General features: G+C 60.7%; 18 protein-coding genes, 1 other RNA gene and 1 pseudogene. 2 read left to right on the top strand and 18 right to left on the bottom strand.

Annotated elements, in window-relative coordinates:
* Window positions 1-20: 20 nt before the first annotated feature.
* The 6 genes from M516_RS0104420 to M516_RS0104445 form a co-directional block, all read right to left on the bottom strand.
* On the bottom strand, window positions 21-203 hold the full coding sequence (locus M516_RS0104420; protein ID WP_029098053.1) for a sigma factor G inhibitor Gin: 183 nt from the start codon (window positions 201-203) through the stop codon (window positions 21-23).
* A gap of 54 nt (window positions 204-257) precedes the next feature.
* Window positions 258-1,265, bottom strand: coding sequence for a Rossmann-fold NAD(P)-binding domain-containing protein (locus tag M516_RS22710; protein WP_051188098.1), 1,008 nt, complete (start codon window positions 1,263-1,265; stop codon window positions 258-260).
* A gap of 92 nt (window positions 1,266-1,357) precedes the next feature.
* Window positions 1,358-2,080 carry a glycosyltransferase family 2 protein gene (locus tag M516_RS0104430; protein WP_029098054.1) on the bottom strand — a complete coding sequence of 241 codons (723 nt, stop codon included), beginning with the start codon at window positions 2,078-2,080 and terminating at the stop codon, window positions 1,358-1,360.
* Window positions 2,034-3,554, bottom strand: coding sequence for an alkaline phosphatase family protein (locus tag M516_RS22715; RefSeq protein WP_081656441.1), 1,521 nt, complete (start codon window positions 3,552-3,554; stop codon window positions 2,034-2,036). Before M516_RS22715 ends, M516_RS0104430 begins: the two co-directional genes overlap by 47 nt.
* Window positions 3,532-4,497, bottom strand: coding sequence for a lysylphosphatidylglycerol synthase transmembrane domain-containing protein (locus tag M516_RS0104440; protein ID WP_029098055.1), 966 nt, complete (start codon window positions 4,495-4,497; stop codon window positions 3,532-3,534). The genes M516_RS22715 and M516_RS0104440 overlap by 23 nt, the downstream gene beginning before the upstream one ends.
* On the bottom strand, window positions 4,494-5,441 hold the full coding sequence (locus M516_RS0104445) for an NAD-dependent epimerase/dehydratase family protein (RefSeq protein ID WP_029098056.1): 948 nt from the start codon (window positions 5,439-5,441) through the stop codon (window positions 4,494-4,496). The genes M516_RS0104440 and M516_RS0104445 overlap by 4 nt, the downstream gene beginning before the upstream one ends.
* Window positions 5,442-5,743: 302 nt before the next feature.
* Here M516_RS0104445 and M516_RS0104450 point away from each other — a divergent pair, with 302 nt between their 5' ends.
* Complete coding sequence (locus M516_RS0104450) at window positions 5,744-6,262, top strand: hypothetical protein (protein WP_029098057.1); 519 nt, start codon at window positions 5,744-5,746, stop codon at window positions 6,260-6,262.
* 4 nt (window positions 6,263-6,266) lie between these two features.
* Here the strand turns inward: M516_RS0104450 and M516_RS0104455 are convergent, their stop codons facing one another.
* From M516_RS0104455 to hmpA, 11 genes are all read right to left on the bottom strand, one after another.
* Window positions 6,267-6,533: a pro-sigmaK processing inhibitor BofA family protein gene (locus tag M516_RS0104455; protein WP_029098058.1), complete on the bottom strand. Its 267-nt coding sequence runs from the start codon at window positions 6,531-6,533 to the stop codon at window positions 6,267-6,269.
* Window positions 6,534-6,536: 3 nt separating this feature from the next.
* Window positions 6,537-6,773, bottom strand: coding sequence for a DUF2508 family protein (locus M516_RS0104460; protein ID WP_029098059.1), 237 nt, complete (start codon window positions 6,771-6,773; stop codon window positions 6,537-6,539).
* A gap of 15 nt (window positions 6,774-6,788) precedes the next feature.
* Complete coding sequence (locus tag M516_RS0104465) at window positions 6,789-7,763, bottom strand: CPBP family intramembrane glutamic endopeptidase (RefSeq protein ID WP_029098060.1); 975 nt, start codon at window positions 7,761-7,763, stop codon at window positions 6,789-6,791.
* Window positions 7,764-7,873: 110 nt separating this feature from the next.
* Entirely contained in the window at window positions 7,874-8,470 is a 597-nt protein-coding gene (gene recR, locus M516_RS0104470; RefSeq protein ID WP_029098061.1) for a recombination mediator RecR, read from the bottom strand.
* Window positions 8,471-8,483: 13 nt separating this feature from the next.
* Window positions 8,484-8,795: a YbaB/EbfC family nucleoid-associated protein gene (locus tag M516_RS0104475; protein ID WP_029098062.1), complete on the bottom strand. Its 312-nt coding sequence runs from the start codon at window positions 8,793-8,795 to the stop codon at window positions 8,484-8,486.
* Window positions 8,796-8,827: 32 nt separating this feature from the next.
* On the bottom strand, window positions 8,828-10,525 hold the full coding sequence (gene dnaX / locus M516_RS0104480) for a DNA polymerase III subunit gamma/tau (RefSeq protein WP_029098063.1): 1,698 nt from the start codon (window positions 10,523-10,525) through the stop codon (window positions 8,828-8,830).
* A 126-nt stretch (window positions 10,526-10,651) separates the two neighbouring features.
* On the bottom strand, window positions 10,652-12,085 hold the full coding sequence (locus M516_RS0104485) for a PAS domain-containing sensor histidine kinase (RefSeq protein WP_029098064.1): 1,434 nt from the start codon (window positions 12,083-12,085) through the stop codon (window positions 10,652-10,654).
* A gap of 188 nt (window positions 12,086-12,273) precedes the next feature.
* Window positions 12,274-12,539: signal recognition particle sRNA large type (ffs, locus tag M516_RS24570), an RNA gene on the bottom strand.
* Between the two features lie 70 nt (window positions 12,540-12,609).
* On the bottom strand, window positions 12,610-14,355 hold the full coding sequence (locus tag M516_RS0104490) for an HD domain-containing phosphohydrolase (RefSeq protein WP_029098065.1): 1,746 nt from the start codon (window positions 14,353-14,355) through the stop codon (window positions 12,610-12,612).
* 405 nt (window positions 14,356-14,760) lie between these two features.
* The gene (locus tag M516_RS0104495; protein WP_029098066.1) at window positions 14,761-16,056 is read right to left on the bottom strand and encodes an NCS2 family permease; all 1,296 of its coding nucleotides are present in this window, start codon (window positions 16,054-16,056) and stop codon (window positions 14,761-14,763) included.
* Window positions 16,057-16,272: 216 nt separating this feature from the next.
* Window positions 16,273-17,493: an NO-inducible flavohemoprotein gene (hmpA, locus tag M516_RS0104500; RefSeq protein ID WP_029098067.1), complete on the bottom strand. Its 1,221-nt coding sequence runs from the start codon at window positions 17,491-17,493 to the stop codon at window positions 16,273-16,275.
* A gap of 266 nt (window positions 17,494-17,759) precedes the next feature.
* Between hmpA and M516_RS0104505 the strand changes: the two genes are divergently transcribed.
* Complete coding sequence (locus M516_RS0104505; RefSeq protein ID WP_029098068.1) at window positions 17,760-18,068, top strand: DUF4870 domain-containing protein; 309 nt, start codon at window positions 17,760-17,762, stop codon at window positions 18,066-18,068.
* 43 nt (window positions 18,069-18,111) lie between these two features.
* On the opposite strand, the pseudogene M516_RS0104510 reads toward M516_RS0104505, so the two are convergent.
* Window positions 18,112-18,336: pseudogene (locus M516_RS0104510) on the bottom strand (cation efflux transmembrane domain-containing protein); the annotation flags it as partial.
* Window positions 18,337-18,362: the final 26 nt, after the last annotated feature.

Here is an 18,362-nt window from a genome sequence, read left to right on the forward strand (position 1 = left end):
TGCCTTTTGGCCGAACGTGTCTACGCGTCTTCCGTGAGCCAGATGCGCCGCATCTGATGAATAAAGAACGTGTATTTTTTATCCTGCACGTCCGTATTGACCATTTCCTGTTCGCAATGCTGACAGATAAACTGCTCACAGATGGCGATTCCGTCCGTCCGTTCCTCTTCACAGACGATACATCGCTGAGCGACTCTTTCCATTGTGCAAACGCCTGCCCTTTTCCTCAATCTACCAACCATTATACCCCATTATAATCAACTCCATTCCCAAACGTTCGTCTTTTCCCCGATGGTTCGGTAGATCATCGGCAGCGCCTCCGCTTCCGGCAGCGGAAAGCAGGCGCAGGCATCGACGACGATGGGTTGGCGCATCTGCCTGATCAGCTCGGACAGGGGCAGTTCCATGAGGTCGGGGTCAGGCGAGGCGACGACCAGCAGATCGGCCTGGGCAAGCGCTGTTTGCCAGGTGGCGCACCGCTCCCCTGCAGTGCTTTCACCGTTCGGAATTTGCTCGTCCCGGGGAATGTACAGCCGCACCTCCTTGTCCGCCAGCCAGCCTGGCGGCATCTGCTGCCACAGGCTCGTCGGCCCCCACAAGGCGACGCGGCGCACGTTCGTCTTGCTCATGACGAAGCGGCACTGGCGGACCAGCCACCTTCGCAGCGCCGCACGATCGTTCCGCTGCGGATCCAGCCAGCCCTGGCCGACGCGGCTGTCCATGCCCAACGCACGCGCGACCGTCTGCAGCCGGACGCCGCGCCGGTCGCAGCTCTCTCCCAGCCGGAGGTAAAACCTCTCCTTCCAGGCCAGAAACCGCGGCAGTTGGCGGATGACCTCCTCCGCTTCGCGCATCCCGCACACCATCGCGATCACGTCATGCTCCGCCAGTTGGCGGCAGAGGATGCGGGTCCAGGGGCTGTTGGGATCTCCGCCGACCAGCGCCCGCTCGCCGCCGGCAAAGCGATACAGGCGCACCACTTCCCAGCCGGGATATTGGGCCGCCAGCACTTCCGCCGCTGTGTTCGCAACCCGGTCGCCGTATACGAGCAGCAGTCCGGGACGATCCCACTCGGCCAGGCCCGTCGACAGCCGCGCGGCATCCGACTCCCCCGCGACCAGGAAGCCGCACGCCCCGGCCGCTGTCCGTCTCCGGTTTTCGGCCGGCGCGACGGATATGCCGATCGCCGCCAACTCCCGCACCAGCGCGTCAGGGAGCGGTTTCTCCGACACCTGTACGAGCACCGTCACACCTTTGCTGGACACCTCATGTACTGCCTCCTTTTCCCGCCGCCGCTCCCCTGTTCGACCGCGCCCGCCAGGCCGGACATGCCTTCTGATCCGGGCATGCCTTCTGTTTACGAGTCAGGCTGGCGGGGAGAGACCGGCCGGCGCATCTCCCGCCAGACCGCCGACAGCACCTTGGTGACGTAGGGCACAAAGCGGATAAACGAACGGCCCGTCGTCCGCACCTGATAGCGGATGGGAATCTCTTTCATCCGGTAGCCCTTGCGCACCAGGTTGAGCGTCATCACCTGCGCGTAGTTGTAGTCGTGAATGATTTCCAGATCGGCCAGGGCTGCCCGGTTGAACGCCCGCATCCCCGATTGACCGTCGGAGATAAACCGGCGCAGCAGGATCATCTGCAGCGCGGTAAACAGGTAATTGCCGAGGCGGCGGTGCCATTTCATCCCTTTTATCGTACCCATAAAACGGGAGCCCATGACGTAATCGGCTTCCCCCGCCAGGAGCGGCGCGACCAGTTCGGGAATCTGCTCCGCGGGATACTCGTTGTCGGCGTCGATCATGACGGCATAGTCGGCGCCCCGCTCGTACGCCTCCCGCAGTCCGGCGCGAACGGCCGCGCCAAGGCCGGTATTGATCGGCATCGTGTAGATTTCGTCCGCTCCCGCTGCCAGCGACACGTCCACCGTCCCGTCGGTCGAGCCGTCGTCCACCACCAGCACTTTCACCGTCAATCCGGGGAAAAAGGAGCGCGGCACGTTGCGGATCACTTCGCCGATCGCTTCCTCTTCATTTTTTGCCGGTATCACAATGTATAGAAGGGCCTGCTGCCTCATGGATGTTCTCTCCCGTGTCGTAACCTTGCGTGCGGAGGGCGTCCACCAGCACGGGGCCGCGCGATTTGTCCGGATACGGTGCCCCCATCAGATACGCGATCGTGGGAGCGACGGACACCAGCGAGTTCCACTCCCGGATGACGGCGCCCTGCTTGATCATCGGACCGTGCATGATAAACGGTACGTAGCGCTCTCCTTCGTCCAGGTGGCCGTGACCGCCGATGCCGTCCGACTGGCCGTGGTCGGCACAGACGATAAACGCCGCGTTTTCCAGTTTTCCCCGCTCCCGCAGCCACTCGTAAAACGAGGCGATCAGCGCGTCCGCCTCCGCGATTTTTTCCAGGTATTCATCGTAAAAGACGCCCCGGCTGTGACCGGTCTGGTCGGTCGCGATCAGCTGCACGACCAGTACGTCGGGGTCGCTCTCCTCGACGATTTGCCGCGCCCGGCGCATGATCGTCGGATCGGCGACGTCGTTTTTCATCACCGCCGTAAACGTCTCCACGTCCTCGCCAAATGCGTCGACCAAATGGGCGCAGGCGAGCATCACGCCCTTCTTCCCGATCTTGCGCAGACTGTCGAACAGGCTTTCCGTTTTCACGCCCAGCTTGTACACCATGTTGCTGGAAATGCCGTGCTCGCGCGGATAGGTGCCGGTAAACATGGAGGAAAAGCAGACCACCGTGCGCGCCGGATAGACCGTCTCCATGTTGGCGTATTCGGTACCGGTCTGCTTCAGCCAGTCCAGAAACGGCGTTTTCGCCTGAGCCAGCCGGTCCTTGTTGCAGCCGTCTATTACTATCATATACACCTTGTTCGCCAATGGCTTGGACGGTTGGACATTGTGGGTGTAGGTGGGGATTTCCACCGGTTTCCAGGTGAACAGCCAGCGGTGGATGAGAAAAGCGTACACCCCGACGGCTGCCGCAAAGAACAGCGGCGCAAGGCCCGGACCGGCAATCCCCGCTTCGGCCGCCGAGCGGCAGCACCACTCCATCACCAACAGGGCCGTCAGGAACTTCGGAATCTGTTCCTGCGCGTTGCCGCTGGTGGAGTCGCTGTTTTTCAACACCAGCTTCCAGAACCGCGTAAAGTTCCACAGCGTGGTGCCGATGCGCAGATGGTAGTAGATCGTGCCCCAGAAGATGACCGTAAAGAAAAAGTACATGCCGATCGCAAGCCATATGAGCGGCCATACCCCCGCCTGGGCAAAGAGCGCGCAGGCCGCCAGCAGCGGCAGCCACAGAAAGAACCGCAAACGCAGCGGAAAATCGTACAAAAAGTAGACAGCCAAAAGCGGCAGCGTCCAGAGGAGCGCGAGTGCCGCATCCGCCCAAAAGGACGACAGCCCCCACGACTCCCAGTGGTACAGGAGAAAGATGCCGGTCACAAAGACGGGGGTAAACGGCTTTCCTTCATTTAGCACATTCCAGCACCGAGCGGCGATCTTTTCAAATGTCGACGCTTTTTTCATGGTCACCCTCCTCACTCGCCTCGCGGGCCTCCCGGAACAGCGCCAGGGGCGATAGCGACAGACGCCAGGCGGCAAGCCCGCCCGCGACAAACGAATAACAAAACTTGAATCCGTGCGACAAAATCGCCACCTGCAGGGCAAACGCCAGGGAGTGGCCCGCCGTCTCGTGCAGGAGGGAGGCCATGACCGCTTCGTAGGTGCCGATGCCGCCCGGCGTGACGTGAAAGGTCTGCCCGATAATCGTCAGCACGTGGACCAACAGGGCGGACGCCGTTTCCAACTGCCCACCAAGCGCCCTGACGACCGACCAGACGACCGCTGCCTCCAAAAGCCAGCCGGCCGCCGTCAGGAAAAAGGCGGTCAGCCCGTGCGGCCCTTGAAAAAACGCCCGGCGATAGCGGGCGACAGCCGGAAAGCGGCGCTCCGCGTACCGCGAACCGGCCAGTACGGCTGCAGCCGCAGCCGCCGACACGGCGACGGCCCAGGCAAGCCTCTCCCCGTACCAGAGCTGGATCTGCCGGGGAGCGATCAACAGCAGCGCGGCCGCCGCCAGGGCAGCCAGGCCGGCCATGTCCATCAACCGGTTGCCGGCCACGCTGACGACCGCCGCGCTCCACGCAAATCCTTCGCGCCGGCGCAAGAGGGCCATGCGCGCCAGCTCGCCGGCCTTCACGGGCAGCAGATGGTTCAAGAGCAGCCCGATGTGATGGTAGTACCACAAGCGTAGGACCGGCACCCGATGGACCGTCTGCTTTTGCCATGCCCAACTGCGCAGCCAGAAGGCGGCTCCGTAACAGACGGTCATCGTCAGCAGCAGGCCGGGATGGGCGGCCAGCTTTTGGACGCCGTCGATCAGCGCCGACACCTCCATGCGGGTTGCGATCAGATAACCGGAAACAACCAGCAGCAGCCAGCCAACCGCCCGAACGATCTTCTTCCTCACTGTTTTCGCCACCACCGGTAGTACCGTTCCAAGCCCTCCTGCAGCGTCACCTGCGGCGTCCATCCCAGCAGCCCGCGCGCTTTGGCGATGTCCGCCCAGGTGCCGGTCACATCCCCCGGCTGGGCGCCGCGAATCTCAATACGGGCCTTTTTGCCGGTCACATGCTCCAGCGTCTGCACCAGTTCGAGCAGGCCGACGGGCCGGCCGCTGCCCAGGTTGTAGACCTGATAGCCGTCCATGTGTGCCAATGCCGCCCCGATCCCGTCCACAATGTCGTCCACATACGTGTAATCGCGCATGGAGTGCGGGTCGTACAGCGGCAAGGGCTGCTCGTCCGCGAGCAGCCGCAGAAAACGGGAGATGGCCATGTCCGGCCGCTGGTGCGGTCCGTACACGGTAAAAAAGCGCAGGCAGGTGACCGCCATCCCGTACAGATGGGCGTACGTCCGGCAAAACACTTCCGCCGCCAGCTTGCTGGCCGCATACGGCGAGCAGACGGCCAGGTCCGCCTCCTCTTCCCGCAGCGGGCGGGTCAGGGCGCGCTCCCCGTAAACGGACGACGACGAGGCGAACAGAAAGCGGCCGACGCCGAACTGCCGGGCCAGTTCCAGCAGTTGCACCGTTCCTTTTACATCGATGTCCACGTACGTCAGCGGCTGCTCCAAAGACCCCCGCACGCCGGGAATCGCGGCGAGGTGAATCACCGCATCCGGCCTCTGCCGGGACAAGACCTCCCGCATGGCCGCTTCATCGAGAATATCGGTCCGGTAAAAGGAAAAGTCGCCGTGGCGGCGCAGTTCGTCGATCCGCGCCCGTTTGAGGGACGGATCGTAATAGGGATGGAGCTGATCGACCACGGCAAGAGCGTACCCCTGCTCCAGCAGGAAGCGGCACGTGTGGTAGCCGATGAAGCCCGCTCCGCCCGTAACCAAAACGTTTTTCATGGCAGGTGGCTCCTTGCAGAAAAAGCCGATGGCTGACGGCCACCGACTCGAACGTTCTTGTCTGTTCGTGAATGAGCGAGCGACGGCAAACGCGCTTCCGGTTCGGAAGCTTTTCCGGCGCCCGCAGATTGTGAGATAATAGGGGAAAACCGAAAAAGAATCCCTAATCATGATAATCATTCTCAGCGAGAATTATATAGGGAGAACACGGCCCTGTCAATTGGACAAAGCCTGGTTCTCCCCGGACCCGGATCGGGTCTGACCCCGCTCGTACACATGTAATCGCAGAGGTCATTGACGTGATGAAAGAGCAAACCATTTACAGCTACAAACTGCTTCGCCGCTTTCGCTGGCGATTGGCGGGCTGGCTGTTCCAGCTCCTGCTGATCGGCCTGTTTCCGGTCGCCGCCTCTCTCTGGCTGAAGATTCCGGCTGATCGCCTGGTGGTGACGCTGGCCGTGCTCCCAGCCATCGCCGCAGGCCATCTCTGCCTGTTCCGGCTTTACGCCCGCCTGCGTTCGCACCACCCGCAAACCACGCCGGACCTGCTCGTGTCTCCCTGGTGGGGCGCCGGCTGCCGCCATCCCGTTACGCTCCGCGCATACCGTGGGGCGGAGGCGACCGTTCTCGCCGGCAGCCTGTTTTTGGCGGCCGCCGTCTTCGTCTGGGTGCCGCTGCCGTACGGAATGGCGCTGCTCTGGGGAACAGCCGTGCTGGGCTTGCCCCGCCTGCTTGCGCTGCTGGCCTCGCTGCGCCAGCCTCCGCACTGCCGGGTCAAGTACGAGAGCGGCAGCGTCGCCTTTTTGCTGACCGACGGCTGACCGCCTACATCACCCACAGTTTGATGATGATCAGCGCGGCCAGACCCGGCAGCCGCAGCAGCCCGGTCAGCAGCGCCGTCACCGGATTGATCGGAATGTGGAAGTCGGCCAGTTCTCCGACCAGATTGGCGAAAAACAGCAGCACCGCGCCGATGACCAGCTGCACGGCGACAAACCCCGCCCAGCGGATCGGCCCCATGACCGACCTGCTCGCGGCAATCACCAACAACAGACCCGTGACAATCAAGGCGATGACCCATCCCGTACTCATGACTCATCCTCCCTGCGCGTGCCGGCGTTCCCGCTCCCGTTTTGCTTGCGCGAGCAGGAACATGTAGCGCTTTTCCGTCAACTGCAAATAGTAAATGGCATCCTCCAGCCCGTTGTCCGGCTCGCTGATTTCCATGAGATGACGGGCGTGCTGCCAATCCAACCGGGCGCGGTCGACAGCTTCGTCCAACGCCTCCGGCCCCCAATGGACGGCCGCTCGCGGTTTTCCCCACAAACTCACTTCTCCCACGACCCTTCAGTGAAAGTAGTGCAGCACACCGGTCAGATTGTTGATCACATGCAGCACGACAGCCCCCCAGATGGACTGAAACCGATGCCGCAGGTAGCCCAGGCACAGGCCGATGACAAACAGCGGAGCCAGCAGGGCGACATCCACATGCATCAACGCAAACCAGAGGCTGCTGAGAACAATGCCGACAAACGCGCCCCAGCGCCGAACCAGGCAGGTCTGAATCACGCCGCGGAACAGCAGTTCCTCGGCAATCGGCACCAGGATGCCGATGACCAGCACGGATGCGGCGACCGCCCACATATCGCCGTCTTTGGCCTGAACGATTTCCTGTTCGATTTGCTGCTCCCGCTCCGAGTCCAGCGACAGGTGGAACCAGTCGGCCACCGGGGTGGTGACGACCGCGTCCAACACCCGCGTGATCAGCAGCAGCACCACCACCAACGCGGCGATCATGCGCCCGATGCGGCGGGGACGGCAGACGCCGATCTCGTCCATCCGGCCGCGAAACCACAAAGGCACCACGACCAGGATAAACAGTTGAAGCGACGCCGACTCGAAAAAGCTGCCGACCGATCCCTCGGGAAACACGGGGTGCGGCAGTACCAGGCCGTACAGCAGCAACGTGCAGGCGTGAAACACCTGCAGCCAGGCGACGACATGCAGCAAATCCGCCCACGCCGGTGCGGGGCGATGCCGCAGCCAGGCCGTCCGCCGTCTGTCCCGCCAGACGTTGACGGCAAAGCCGATGGCCGCGAAAAAGCTGAAGACCGCCACGGCCAGCACCGTCAGCGACAGCCACAGCTCAGGAACCTCTGCAGTCGACACGATCCACCGGCCATCCGGTCCGCGTTCAAAGCGGAGCATCATCAATTCGGCGGCAAACACGATCCAGTACCCGACAAACAGCGGGATCGCCCAAGGCGCAGACCTGCGCTTCTCCGTCCCGCCCCACAGCGACATCCCCGGTCCTGTCAGCATCTCCTCACACTCCTACTTCAATCTATGTCTTGTCCGGACAAAAAAGTCCTCGCGCTCCCCATCTCCTGCGAACACGAAAAAAGACAGGGAGTCCCCGTCTTTTTCTTGTCCTACAATTCCCGGCGACCTTCCAGGGCCTTCGTCAGCGTCACCTCGTCGGCGTACTCCAGATCGCCGCCCACCGGCAGTCCGTGCGCAATCCGCGTCACGCGGATGCCAAACGGCTTGATCAGCCGGGAGATGTACATGGCGGTGGCCTCGCCCTCGATGTTCGGGTTGGTCGCCAATATCACTTCTTTTACTTGATCGTCGCTCAACCGCTTCAAGAGGTCAGGGATGCGGATGTCCTCCGGCCCGATGCCGTCCATGGGGGAAATCGCTCCGTGCAGGACGTGGTAGTACCCGTCGTACTCCCGCGTCTTTTCCATCGCCACCACGTCCTTGGGCTCCTGCACGACGCAGATGATGGAAGCGTCACGCCGCTTGTCCCGGCAGATGTGGCAGGGGTCGATATCGGTGATGTTGTTGCAGACGGAGCAGTAGTGGAGCTGCCGTTTGGCGTTGACCAGCGCTTTGGCCAGATCCAGCACGTCGTCCTCTTTCATGTTGAGCACGTAAAACGCCAGGCGGCTGGCCGTTTTCGGCCCGATGCCCGGCAGTTTCATAAAGCCTTCGATCAATTTGGATACCGGTTCGGGATAGAACATCGCCTCGTACTCCTTAGAACAGACCCGGAATATTCAATCCTCCGGTAAATCGGCCCATTTCCTTGGCGATCATTTCATCGGCCTGTCGCAGCGCGTCGTTGACAGCGGTCAGCACGAGGTCCTGCAGCATTTCCACGTCATCCGGGTCGACCACTTCCGGCTTGATCGCGATGTCGACAATCTGTTTGTGGCCGTTCGCCTTGACGGTTACCGCACCGCCCCCCGCAGAGCTTTCCACCACTTTTTCCTTCAGGGCCTCCTGCGCCTTTTGCATCTCTTCCTGCATCTTTTTCACTTGTCGCATCATTTGTTGCATGTTTTTCATCGGGGTGTCCTCCTTCATTTTGCCGGTTCAGCTTATTCTTTCACTTCGACAAGTCCCTCGCCGACCAGGCGAATCGCCTCGGCGACAAACGGATCCTGCTCTTCCTGGGCGGGCTGTTCTCCCTGCCCGGCCTGCTGGCAAACGCTCTGCCACTCTTCCTCCATCACGGAGAGAAGCTGCAGCGGCCGCCCCAGAACGCCCAGCATCACCCGCTCCACGACGCCCTTCAATTCCGGCTCCATGGTTTTCTCACAGTGAATGGGACTGGTAAAGGTGACGACGACGGCGTCGCTGCCGGCAGCAGCCGGCTGCCCGTTCACCAACCAGGCCTGATATTGAATCTTGATCTTTTTGACATCGGCCAAAATCTGGCTCCACTGCCCGCGCACCTGCCGGGTCAGTGCTTCATCAACCGCCTTGGCCACCTCTCGTACCTTGTTCATCGGCGTGCGGGAACTTCCCGCGGCGGCAGCCGGACGGCGCGGTTCCGCCCTGCGCGGCTCTTCCGTTCGCGGCTGGGCGCTCGCGTGCGCCTGTCCCTGCATCAGTTGGGCCAGCCGCTCCTCCAGCGTACGGACCCGGTTGGCCAGTGCGGCCAGCTCTCCTCCTCCGGCCGCGGCCGTCTCCGGCGCAGCGGCAGCCTCTTTGACCGGCTGGCACAGTTTGACCAGCGTCAGCTCCACCAGCACGCGGGCGTACGTGGACCACTTCAACTGGGCCAACGCCTGATTGCAGGTTTCGATGGCGGCGTACACATCAGGCAGCGCGTACATCCCGGCCACCTGGGCAAACTGGTCGTCCAGCATCGTCCGCTCGACAATCTCTTCCAACTGCGGAGCGGTCTTGAACAGCAGCATGTCGCGGTAGTAGTAGAGAAAATCCTGCAAAAACTGTTCGGGATCTTTTCCCTGCACCATCACCCGGTCAAAATGCTCCATCACCCGGGCCACGTCCCGTTCGGCGACGTATTTGGCCAGAACGGAAAAGTGCCCCTGGGAGACGGTGCCGGTAATCTGCATGATGTCGGAGGCCCGAACCTCGTCTTTGCTGTAGCTGATCGCTTGGTCCAGCAGGCTGAGCGCGTCCCGCATCCCCCCTTCGGCCATTTTGGCGACCAGGTGGAGGGCCTGCGGTTCCACCCGCACTCCCTGGGCCTCGCAGATGTATGCGAGCCGCTTCACCATTTCCTTCAGGGGAATCCGGTGAAAATCAAACCGCTGGCAGCGCGAGATAATCGTCGCCGGCAGCTTGTGGGGCTCGGTGGTAGCCAGGATAAAGATGACGTGGGAAGGCGGTTCCTCCAGCGTCTTCAACAGCGCGTTGAACGCCTCCGTCGTCAGCATATGCACTTCGTCGATAATATACACCTTGTACCGGACGTCGCTGGGGGCAAACTTCACCTTGTCGCGGATGTCGCGGATTTCCTCGACACCGCGGTTGGACGCGGCGTCAATCTCCAGCACGTCGGTAACGGAACCATCGGTAATGGCCCGGCAGGTGGCGCACTGGTTGCACGGCTCGCCGTCCTGCGGCTGCTCGCAGTTCACCGCTTTGGCCATGATTTTGGCCGCACTCGTTTTGCCCGTACCACGGGGACCGTTGAACAAATAAGCGTGGGACAGCCTGCCTTCACGCAACGCGTTGCGCAAAGTGGTCGTCACATGCTCTTGTCCCACCACGTCTTGAAAGGTTTGCGGTCGGTATACGCGATACAGCGCGGTATAAGCCATGATGGTGTGACACTCCAATCTGCACAGTCCTCTTCCGAATCCTAACTATTATACACCATCCGCCCTTGCTCTTACAAAGAAAACGCCCCGTGCGGACGACGGGACGCCGGGCTGGATGACGGTTTGTCAGAGATACGGGAGCAAGATGTGAAACGTGGTGCCGTATCCTTTGGACGAAACGCGGATTTGGCCGCCAATGTCGTGAATGATTTTCTGACAAACGGAAAGCCCCAGCCCCGTCCCCTCTTCCTTGGTCGTAAAGAATGGATCGAAAATTTTGTCGATGATGTACAGCGGAATGCCCGGACCGGTGTCGTGGATGTCGATGCTGACCTTGTCCCCGTCCGGATCGATGTGATGGGAAATGTGCAGCGTCCCCTGCTCCCCCATGGCCTCGATGCCGTTTTTGCAGATGTTGATGAAGACCTGTTTGAGCAGTTCCGTGTCCCCCACCACCAGCGGAAGCTGTCCCCGCGAGGAGAACTGGACGTCGATACCGAACAGGAGCGCCTGCGACTCCACAATCGGGAGAATCTCCTCAAACACCGTGTTCAAATCGACCAGGGAATACTGGACGTCGCGCGGCTTGCTCAGCAGCAGAAATTCGCTCACCAGCGAATTGATCCGGTTGATCTCCGTCAGCATGATTTCCGTATAGGTCCGCTCCCGCTCCATGCCGTTGTCGCTGAAGGATTGCAGGAACATCTGCAGAAAGCCCTTGATCGACGTGAGCGGATTGCGGATCTCGTGAGCCGTGCCGGCGGCAATTTGTCCGATCATCGCCAGCCGCTCGTTCCGTTCGATTTTCTGTTCAAACGAGCGCAGGTTGGTAATATCCTTGAACAGGACGAAAGCACCGGCGGTTTTGCCGGCCTCGTCCTGAAGCGTATGGGCGTCCACGATCAATTCGTAGCGCTGGTTGTCGTTTGTCCAGGACGTGGCGATATTGTGCAGCTTCACCCCGTCGAGCAGCTCCCGCTTGATCAGGCGGTGCTCTTCGGGAATGCCGACAAACACATCGTCCACGTGCCGGTTGAGCACTTGCAGCCGCTCCATTCCGAGGAGTTTGCAGGCCGCATGGCTGGCTTCGACGATCCGTCCCTGTTCGTTGAGCACGAACAACCCCAGGCTGGTATCGGTGGTCAGTTTTTCCATCAGCCGCTGCGACAGCGCGTAATCCGTCTCTTTGGTCAACTGATACAGGTGAACCAGAAACAGCGGCTCCTCCTCCGTCTGCTGCACCAAAATCATGGCCGGCGTTTTGCCGCTTCTGCCCTGCCTGTCACGCCATTCCACCTCTGCCGGCATGTCTGCCTCCGCTTCCCGGCGCAGCAGTTCCTGATACAGTTGTTCGATGGAACCCCGGTACGGCAGCAGGACGTGAAACGGCTGGTTCACGAGTTCTCCGCGTTGGTACCCGGTGACGCGAAGAAGCTGTTCATTCACTTCCACGATACATCCCGTTTGCGCCACCAGAAATACGGCAGTCGGGAAGTATTGCAAAAATTTCTGCAATCGTTTGGACGAACCGGCGAGATGTAACGAGAATGATGCACTCACAGCTTGTCCCCCCTGACCCTTGACGTTTTTACAGGCAATCACCGCTCTCTACACATTCGTCACCCCATCAGGAATGACCTGCCTGAACAGAAGGATTCTGGAAGGAAATGTTTCGCTAGGGATCGTCAGAAATCAACAAAAAGTGGCCTGTTCCTCACGAACAGGCCACTCGACTTTCCTGGAGAAGACCGTGCACCTATCTTCGATACTCCCCATCCAAGCGTTACATATGGAGGCAGCTCAGACCAGGCTGCCCTGCGGCACACGCGATGATCCACTTATGGCTGCTTCCTTCCGGACCTGACCAGGTTCATGGGTTCGCGTTGCACAGGACCCGATCCTCAACACCGCCGCCCATATGGCAGCCTTACATGAGAAGACCTCTGATAGGAATTCGACCCTGCTATTGCGGATTGCAGGTTACAGGGCACCGCAACCTCCCCGTCTAGCACGGCACAATTAGCATACCAAAGAACAGGAATGATCGCAAGGCAAAAAGCCATCCATAACAGGAAAGGGTCCCCTTACGTGACGTTGGCCGCCGTTGTCTGCACATCATTCCTGGCGTCGGGCGAAGTCATGGCCGCGGCAATCGCCTCATACGCCCGGCAAAACGCACGGACGATCTCCGGGTCGAATTGAGTGCCGGAGCAGCGGACGATTTCCGCATACGCTTCTTCTGCCGTCATCGCCTTGCGGTAGGAACGCGTCGATGTCATGGCGTCAAAGGTGTCGGCGACGGCCAGAATGCGCCCCAGCAGGGGAATGTCCTCCCCTTTCAGTCCGTCCGGATACCCGTTTCCGTCCCAGCGCTCGTGATGATGGCGGACGCCGGGACTGACGTGGGCCAGGCTCTCGATCCGTTCCACGATGTCGGCTCCGATGGTGGTGTGCAGCTTGATCAGTTCGTACTCCTCGTCATTCAGCTTGCCTTCCTTCAACAGCACCCGGTCGGGAATGGCCACCTTGCCGATATCGTGCATCAGCCCGGCATAACGCAGATCGTTCCGGGAAATCGTTCGTTTTTTCGCGTCATCCCAATAGTCGTAGATAAGCAGCGCGTACCGGGTAACCCGCTCGCTGTGGCCGGCCGTGTACGGATCTTTCATCTCGACGGCCAGGTAAAAGCTGCGGACGATCTGGTCCATCCCTTTCTGCATGTACTCCCGTTCCCGCCGGATCAGCGTGTCCAACTGTTCAGCCATCTGGTTAAACTTGTTTCCCAAGCGCGACAGCTCCTCCATCCCGTCCACCGGCACGCGAATGGAAAAATCCCCTTTCTGCAAGGCCTCCGTCGCTTCGACGAGGGTGGAAATCGGCCGGTCAATCCAACGGGCGACCTGCCGGGCCACAATGGCGGCAAACAGCACCACCAGCAGCGTGCCGATCAGCAAAATCAGCTCCAGCCGGCCGAGATGACGGTCAATCGCCGCGGCCGGCAGCAGTTCCACATAGGTGTTTCCCGTATGCGGGGACACGTATCGAAAGAGGTGCACCATCTCGTTCAGCCGGCTGTCATACCGCACTTCTTCCGTTTGGCCCGCATTGTGCATCCGTCCCAAATCGGCATAGGACTCCTCCTGCCGCCCTGCACCCGATGGCTCCGGCTCGACCCGAATCAGCAGGTGTCCGTCTGAGGCAAACACCAGCAGCGTGCAGTGGTGCCGCTTGGTGTCCGTGTTCAGCCACCTTTCCAGGAGATCGGGCTTCCATTCCGCCACCAGCACGGCGAACGGCCGCCCCTGCGCGTTCGTTACCGGCTGCACCGCGTACAGCCAGGACGGATCGGCCCCCGCTTCCGCTCCAGGCAGCAACCGGGGAGCGCCGCGCTCATCCTCCAGTGTGTCGCGGTACCATGACAGACGGCGGAAGTCTCCGCCCGTCCAGTGCGCGTCGGGAAACAGGGAGAGACGTCCACCGTCGTCGGCGAGCAGATGGACATTGCGGACGGAGGGGTTCCTGCGCTGAAAGTCCCGGAACAGTTTCTCCGCCGCAGCCGTTTGTGCGCTGCGCGGCAAAAGCGCCAACTGTCCCTCCGTTCCGCGCACGGCCGGTTCGTCAGCCAGCCGTTGGACGCTGTCCAGCAAAAGCTGGGCATACAGCGAAAACTGCTCGTCCGTGTGCCGCAAACGCTCGCGAATGCTGGTGGCGTACTGTTCGTACACCGCCGTTTTCGCCGCGTCGTAATTGACAAAGCTGACGACGAGTATCGGGATCAGGCACAAGCACAACAGTGCTGCAAATAAGCGGTCTCTTACCTTGGTAAACAACGGCCTCCCCCTTGTTTCGCCTGCTTCCTTTCCCGAGGTGGACGGCATAGGCTCCCTCCGACTCTGCACACGCTGGGAAAATCTCCAGCCGTCCGGGAACGATGCTCACATCGGTGACATTCTTTACCTACCACGCGAAAGCAGAGCGTAAACCTCTTCCTGGCGTTTTTGCAGAAAGGTTCCAATCCTTTCATGGACAACCGCACGCCGCCGAACCGCCCACGGCCGTCTTCTCCTCCCGCGCTGTCCCGGGAGAACCGGTCAGCCTGCTGCAGGGGACTGGCGTCGCCATCATCCCGCTCGGCATCGCCTGCCCGGCATGGTCACGCTGCCGGGAAAACAAAAAACTCCCTCGTTCCCGCAACGACGGGAACCGGGGGAGTTTCCTTGCGCCTGCCGGACATGCTAGTGCGGCAGAAACGCCAATTGATAGGCAAACAAAGCGGCAAACAGGTACACCAGGGGATGGGCCTCCCGCCACTTGCCCCTGAGCGCCTTCATCAACGGATAGGAGATAAAGCCGAGCGCGATCCCCGTCGCAATGCTGGAGGTAAGCGGCATGCTGACGATCACGAGAAAGGCGGGAAACGACTCGTCCATCTCCTCCCAATGGATATGGCGCACGCTGCCGAGCATCAGCGAACCGACGACGATCAGGGCCGGCGCGGTGATGGCGGAGAGGCCGGAGACGGCGCTGACGAGCGGACTGAAAAACGCGGACAGGCCGAACAGCACGGCCACCACGAGAGCGGTCACCCCCGTGCGTCCGCCCGCCGCCACTCCGGAGGCCGACTCGATGTACGCCGAAGTGGGGCTGGTGCCGAACACGGAGCCGATCAAGGTGGCCACCGAGTCGGCAAACATCGCCCGCTCCGCCCGCGGCAGCCTGTTGTCCACCAGCAGCCCGGCCTGTTTGCTCACGCCGAGCACCGTCCCTGTCGTGTCAAACAGGGTCACCAGCAAAAACGAGAAGACGACCGCGTACAGCCCGTATTGACCGACGTCGGAAAAGGCCTGTACGGGATTGGAGACGATCAGCCCCTCCGGCAGCGTGGGCACGGACACGATCCCCTTTTCAAACGAGAGCTGACCCGTGAAATAGGCGATCAGCCCGGTCGCCACCATCCCGAAAAACAGCGCGCCGTTCACATTGAGCGACAGCAGCACCAGGGTGACGAACAAGCCGATCAAGGCCAGCACAACCTTTGGCGAGTGAAGATCGCCCAGCGTCACCAGGTTGGTCGGGTGGGCGGTGACCAGACCGGTCAAACGCAGGCCGATAAAGGCGATAAACAGGCCGATCCCGGCGGTGATGGCGTGTTTCAGATTGTCCGGGATCACCTCGATCAATTTGGAGCGCAGCGGTGTCAGCGACAGCAGCACAAACAGCACCCCCGCCACAAACACGGCAGAAAAGGCGATCGCATACGTCAGTCCGCCCTCCGCTTTGACCACCGAGTAGGCAAAGTACGCATTCAGCCCCATCGCCGGCGCGATGGCGATCGGGTAGTTGGCCCACAATCCCATGATCGCGGTCCCCACGATGGTGGCGATAATGGTCGCCGTAAATCCCTGTTCAAACGGGAGCCCGGCGTCCGCGAGAATCAGCGGGTTGACCACCATGATGTAGGCCATGGTGAAAAACGTGGTAACCCCCGCGAGAAGTTCCTTTTTCCATGAAAACGACCGATGAGCTTTCATGATGACTTGTTCTCCCGTCCGTTACTAGATTCACACGTTACCAGTATGTACGATCCGGGCTCACCGTATCAAGGGGCACGGCGGTCCCGGCCGGGCAGAACGGCTGCGGCGCAGGCTCCGCGGCCAGCACACCAGCGCGGTGTCGAAAACAGCAAAAAATCCACAGCAAAAAATCCTCCGTCGGCTTCGGAGGATTTTTGCCGGGATCATGATTCGTTACGCGTTCAGGCTGCCCATCGGCCCGAAGAATTCGAAGTGGATGCGTTCTTCCGGCACGCCCCAGTCTTGCAGCGCCCGGTAGACGGTTTTCATGAACGGCACCGGTCCGCAGAAGTAAAAATCGGCCTGGTTGTCGGGCAGTATCGACTGCAGCCACGGCAGGTCGATGTAGCCTTCCTTGTCAAAACGGCGCTCGGCCCGGTCGTCTTCGGTCGGCTGCGAATATACTACATGGAAGGACAGCGCCTCGTGCCGATCGGCCAGCGCGGCCACGTGCTCCTTCAGCGCGTGCGTCCGGCTGCTGCGCGCGGCGTGGATAAAGTGAACGCGCCGCTGCGGCTGCCGCTCCACCAGCGTATTCAGCATGCTGACCAGCGGGGTGAGGCCGACGCCCCCGCTCAGCAGGACGACCGGCGTCTCTATTGACGTATCCAGCACGAAGTCGCCTGCGGGCGCGCTGATGGGCAGCACGTCTCCTTCCCGGACGTGGTCGTGCAGGTAGGTGGAGACGATGCCTGCCGGTCTGCCTTCCGCGGCATCTTCCCGTTTGACGCTGATCCGGTAGTAATCCTTGCCCGGGCTGTCCGACAGGCTGTACTGACGGATGTGCGTGTAGGTTTCGCCCGGAATCGCCAGTTTCACGCTGATGTACTGCCCCGGCTGGAACGTCGAAATGGGGCCGCCGTCCTGCGGTTTCAGGTAGAACGAGGTAATCACGTCGCTCTCTTTCACCTTTCGGACCACGACAAAGTTGCGAAAATCCCGCCAGCCGCCGGGCGCCTGCTCCGCTTCGCGGTACAATTCGTCCTCCACGCTGATGAACACGTCGGCGATGACGCCGTACGCTTCCGCCCACGCGTTGATGATCTCGTCGGTCGCCGCGTCGCCGAGCACGTCCTTGATCGCCGCGAGCAGGTTTTTCCCGACGATCGGGTAGTGCTCCGGCTTGATGCCCAAACTGCGGTGTTTGTGGGCGATTCGCTTGACTTCCGGCAGGATGGCTTCCAGGTTTTCAATGTTGGCCGCCGCCGCATAGACCGTGTTGGCCAGCGCCGTCTGCTGACGCCCCTGCTTTTGGTTGACGTGGTTAAAAATATTCAGCAGTTCCGGATGGTTGGTCAACATCATCTTGTAAAAACGGGTCGTAATCGTCTTACCATGTTCCCTAAGTACAGGAACAGTCGACTTGATGATTTCTATCGTTTGTCGGTTCAGCATGTTCGCTCCTCCTCGACGATACCGTGATCGTTTGTGACGCCTTCAGTATAAGGCGTTGAGATCTTTTTCACTGTGATTGCAATCACATCGCAAGTGGAGGTTTTGTGAACACCTGAGCAGCGCGAATGATGCCTGTCCGCCTGCCGCAATCCCTCCGTCTCCGGTCTGACCTGCGGATCGCGCTTGCGCCGGTTGGGGGGATTTGGAAATATGAGGTACAATAAAGAAGCAGTCATGAATGTTCATCTCGACAGGGAGGTAGCAGAATGGATCACAAGGGAGTCAAGGCGATCACCCATGCCAGCACGTTTTTCGCGCCAATCCTGGTGCCGCTGGTTGTCTGGCTGCTGATGCAGGACCGGGACGTAAAAAACCTGGCCCTGCAGGCATTGCTGTTTCATATCATCATGAGCGTACTCCTCTCGATTTCCTGGGCGCTCTCATTTGTCCTGATCGGCATCCCGTTCCTGCTGGCATTTGGCTTTATGGCACTCTACTATCCGATCAAGGGGATCATTTACGCGCTGCAGGACAGACCGTTCCGCTATCCGGTCATCGGATCGCTGATCGGCTAGACGGACACCACGGAAAAGGCGGGAGTGAAACGCTTCACTCCCGGGTCGGAAAGCGGGGAGTCGGCTTTTTTTCCGCCAGCACGCTGCCAACGAAGACAAACCCTTGATTGACGGCATCGGCAACGGAGTGCATGGCCGAGGCAAACATCGCCCCGCTTCCGCTTATCAAGGCCGCTGCCCCTTTCACCAGGGCCAAACCGGCATTTCCCACCGCTGCCGTGGCGGAAGACGTATTCCCCTTTTTGATCCACTTCCAGATGGATTCCATGAGAACCCCCTTTTCAGACATGACTC

Source organism: Brevibacillus thermoruber 423 (assembly GCF_000454065.1).
Lineage (GTDB): Bacteria > Bacillota > Bacilli > Brevibacillales > Brevibacillaceae > Brevibacillus > Brevibacillus thermoruber.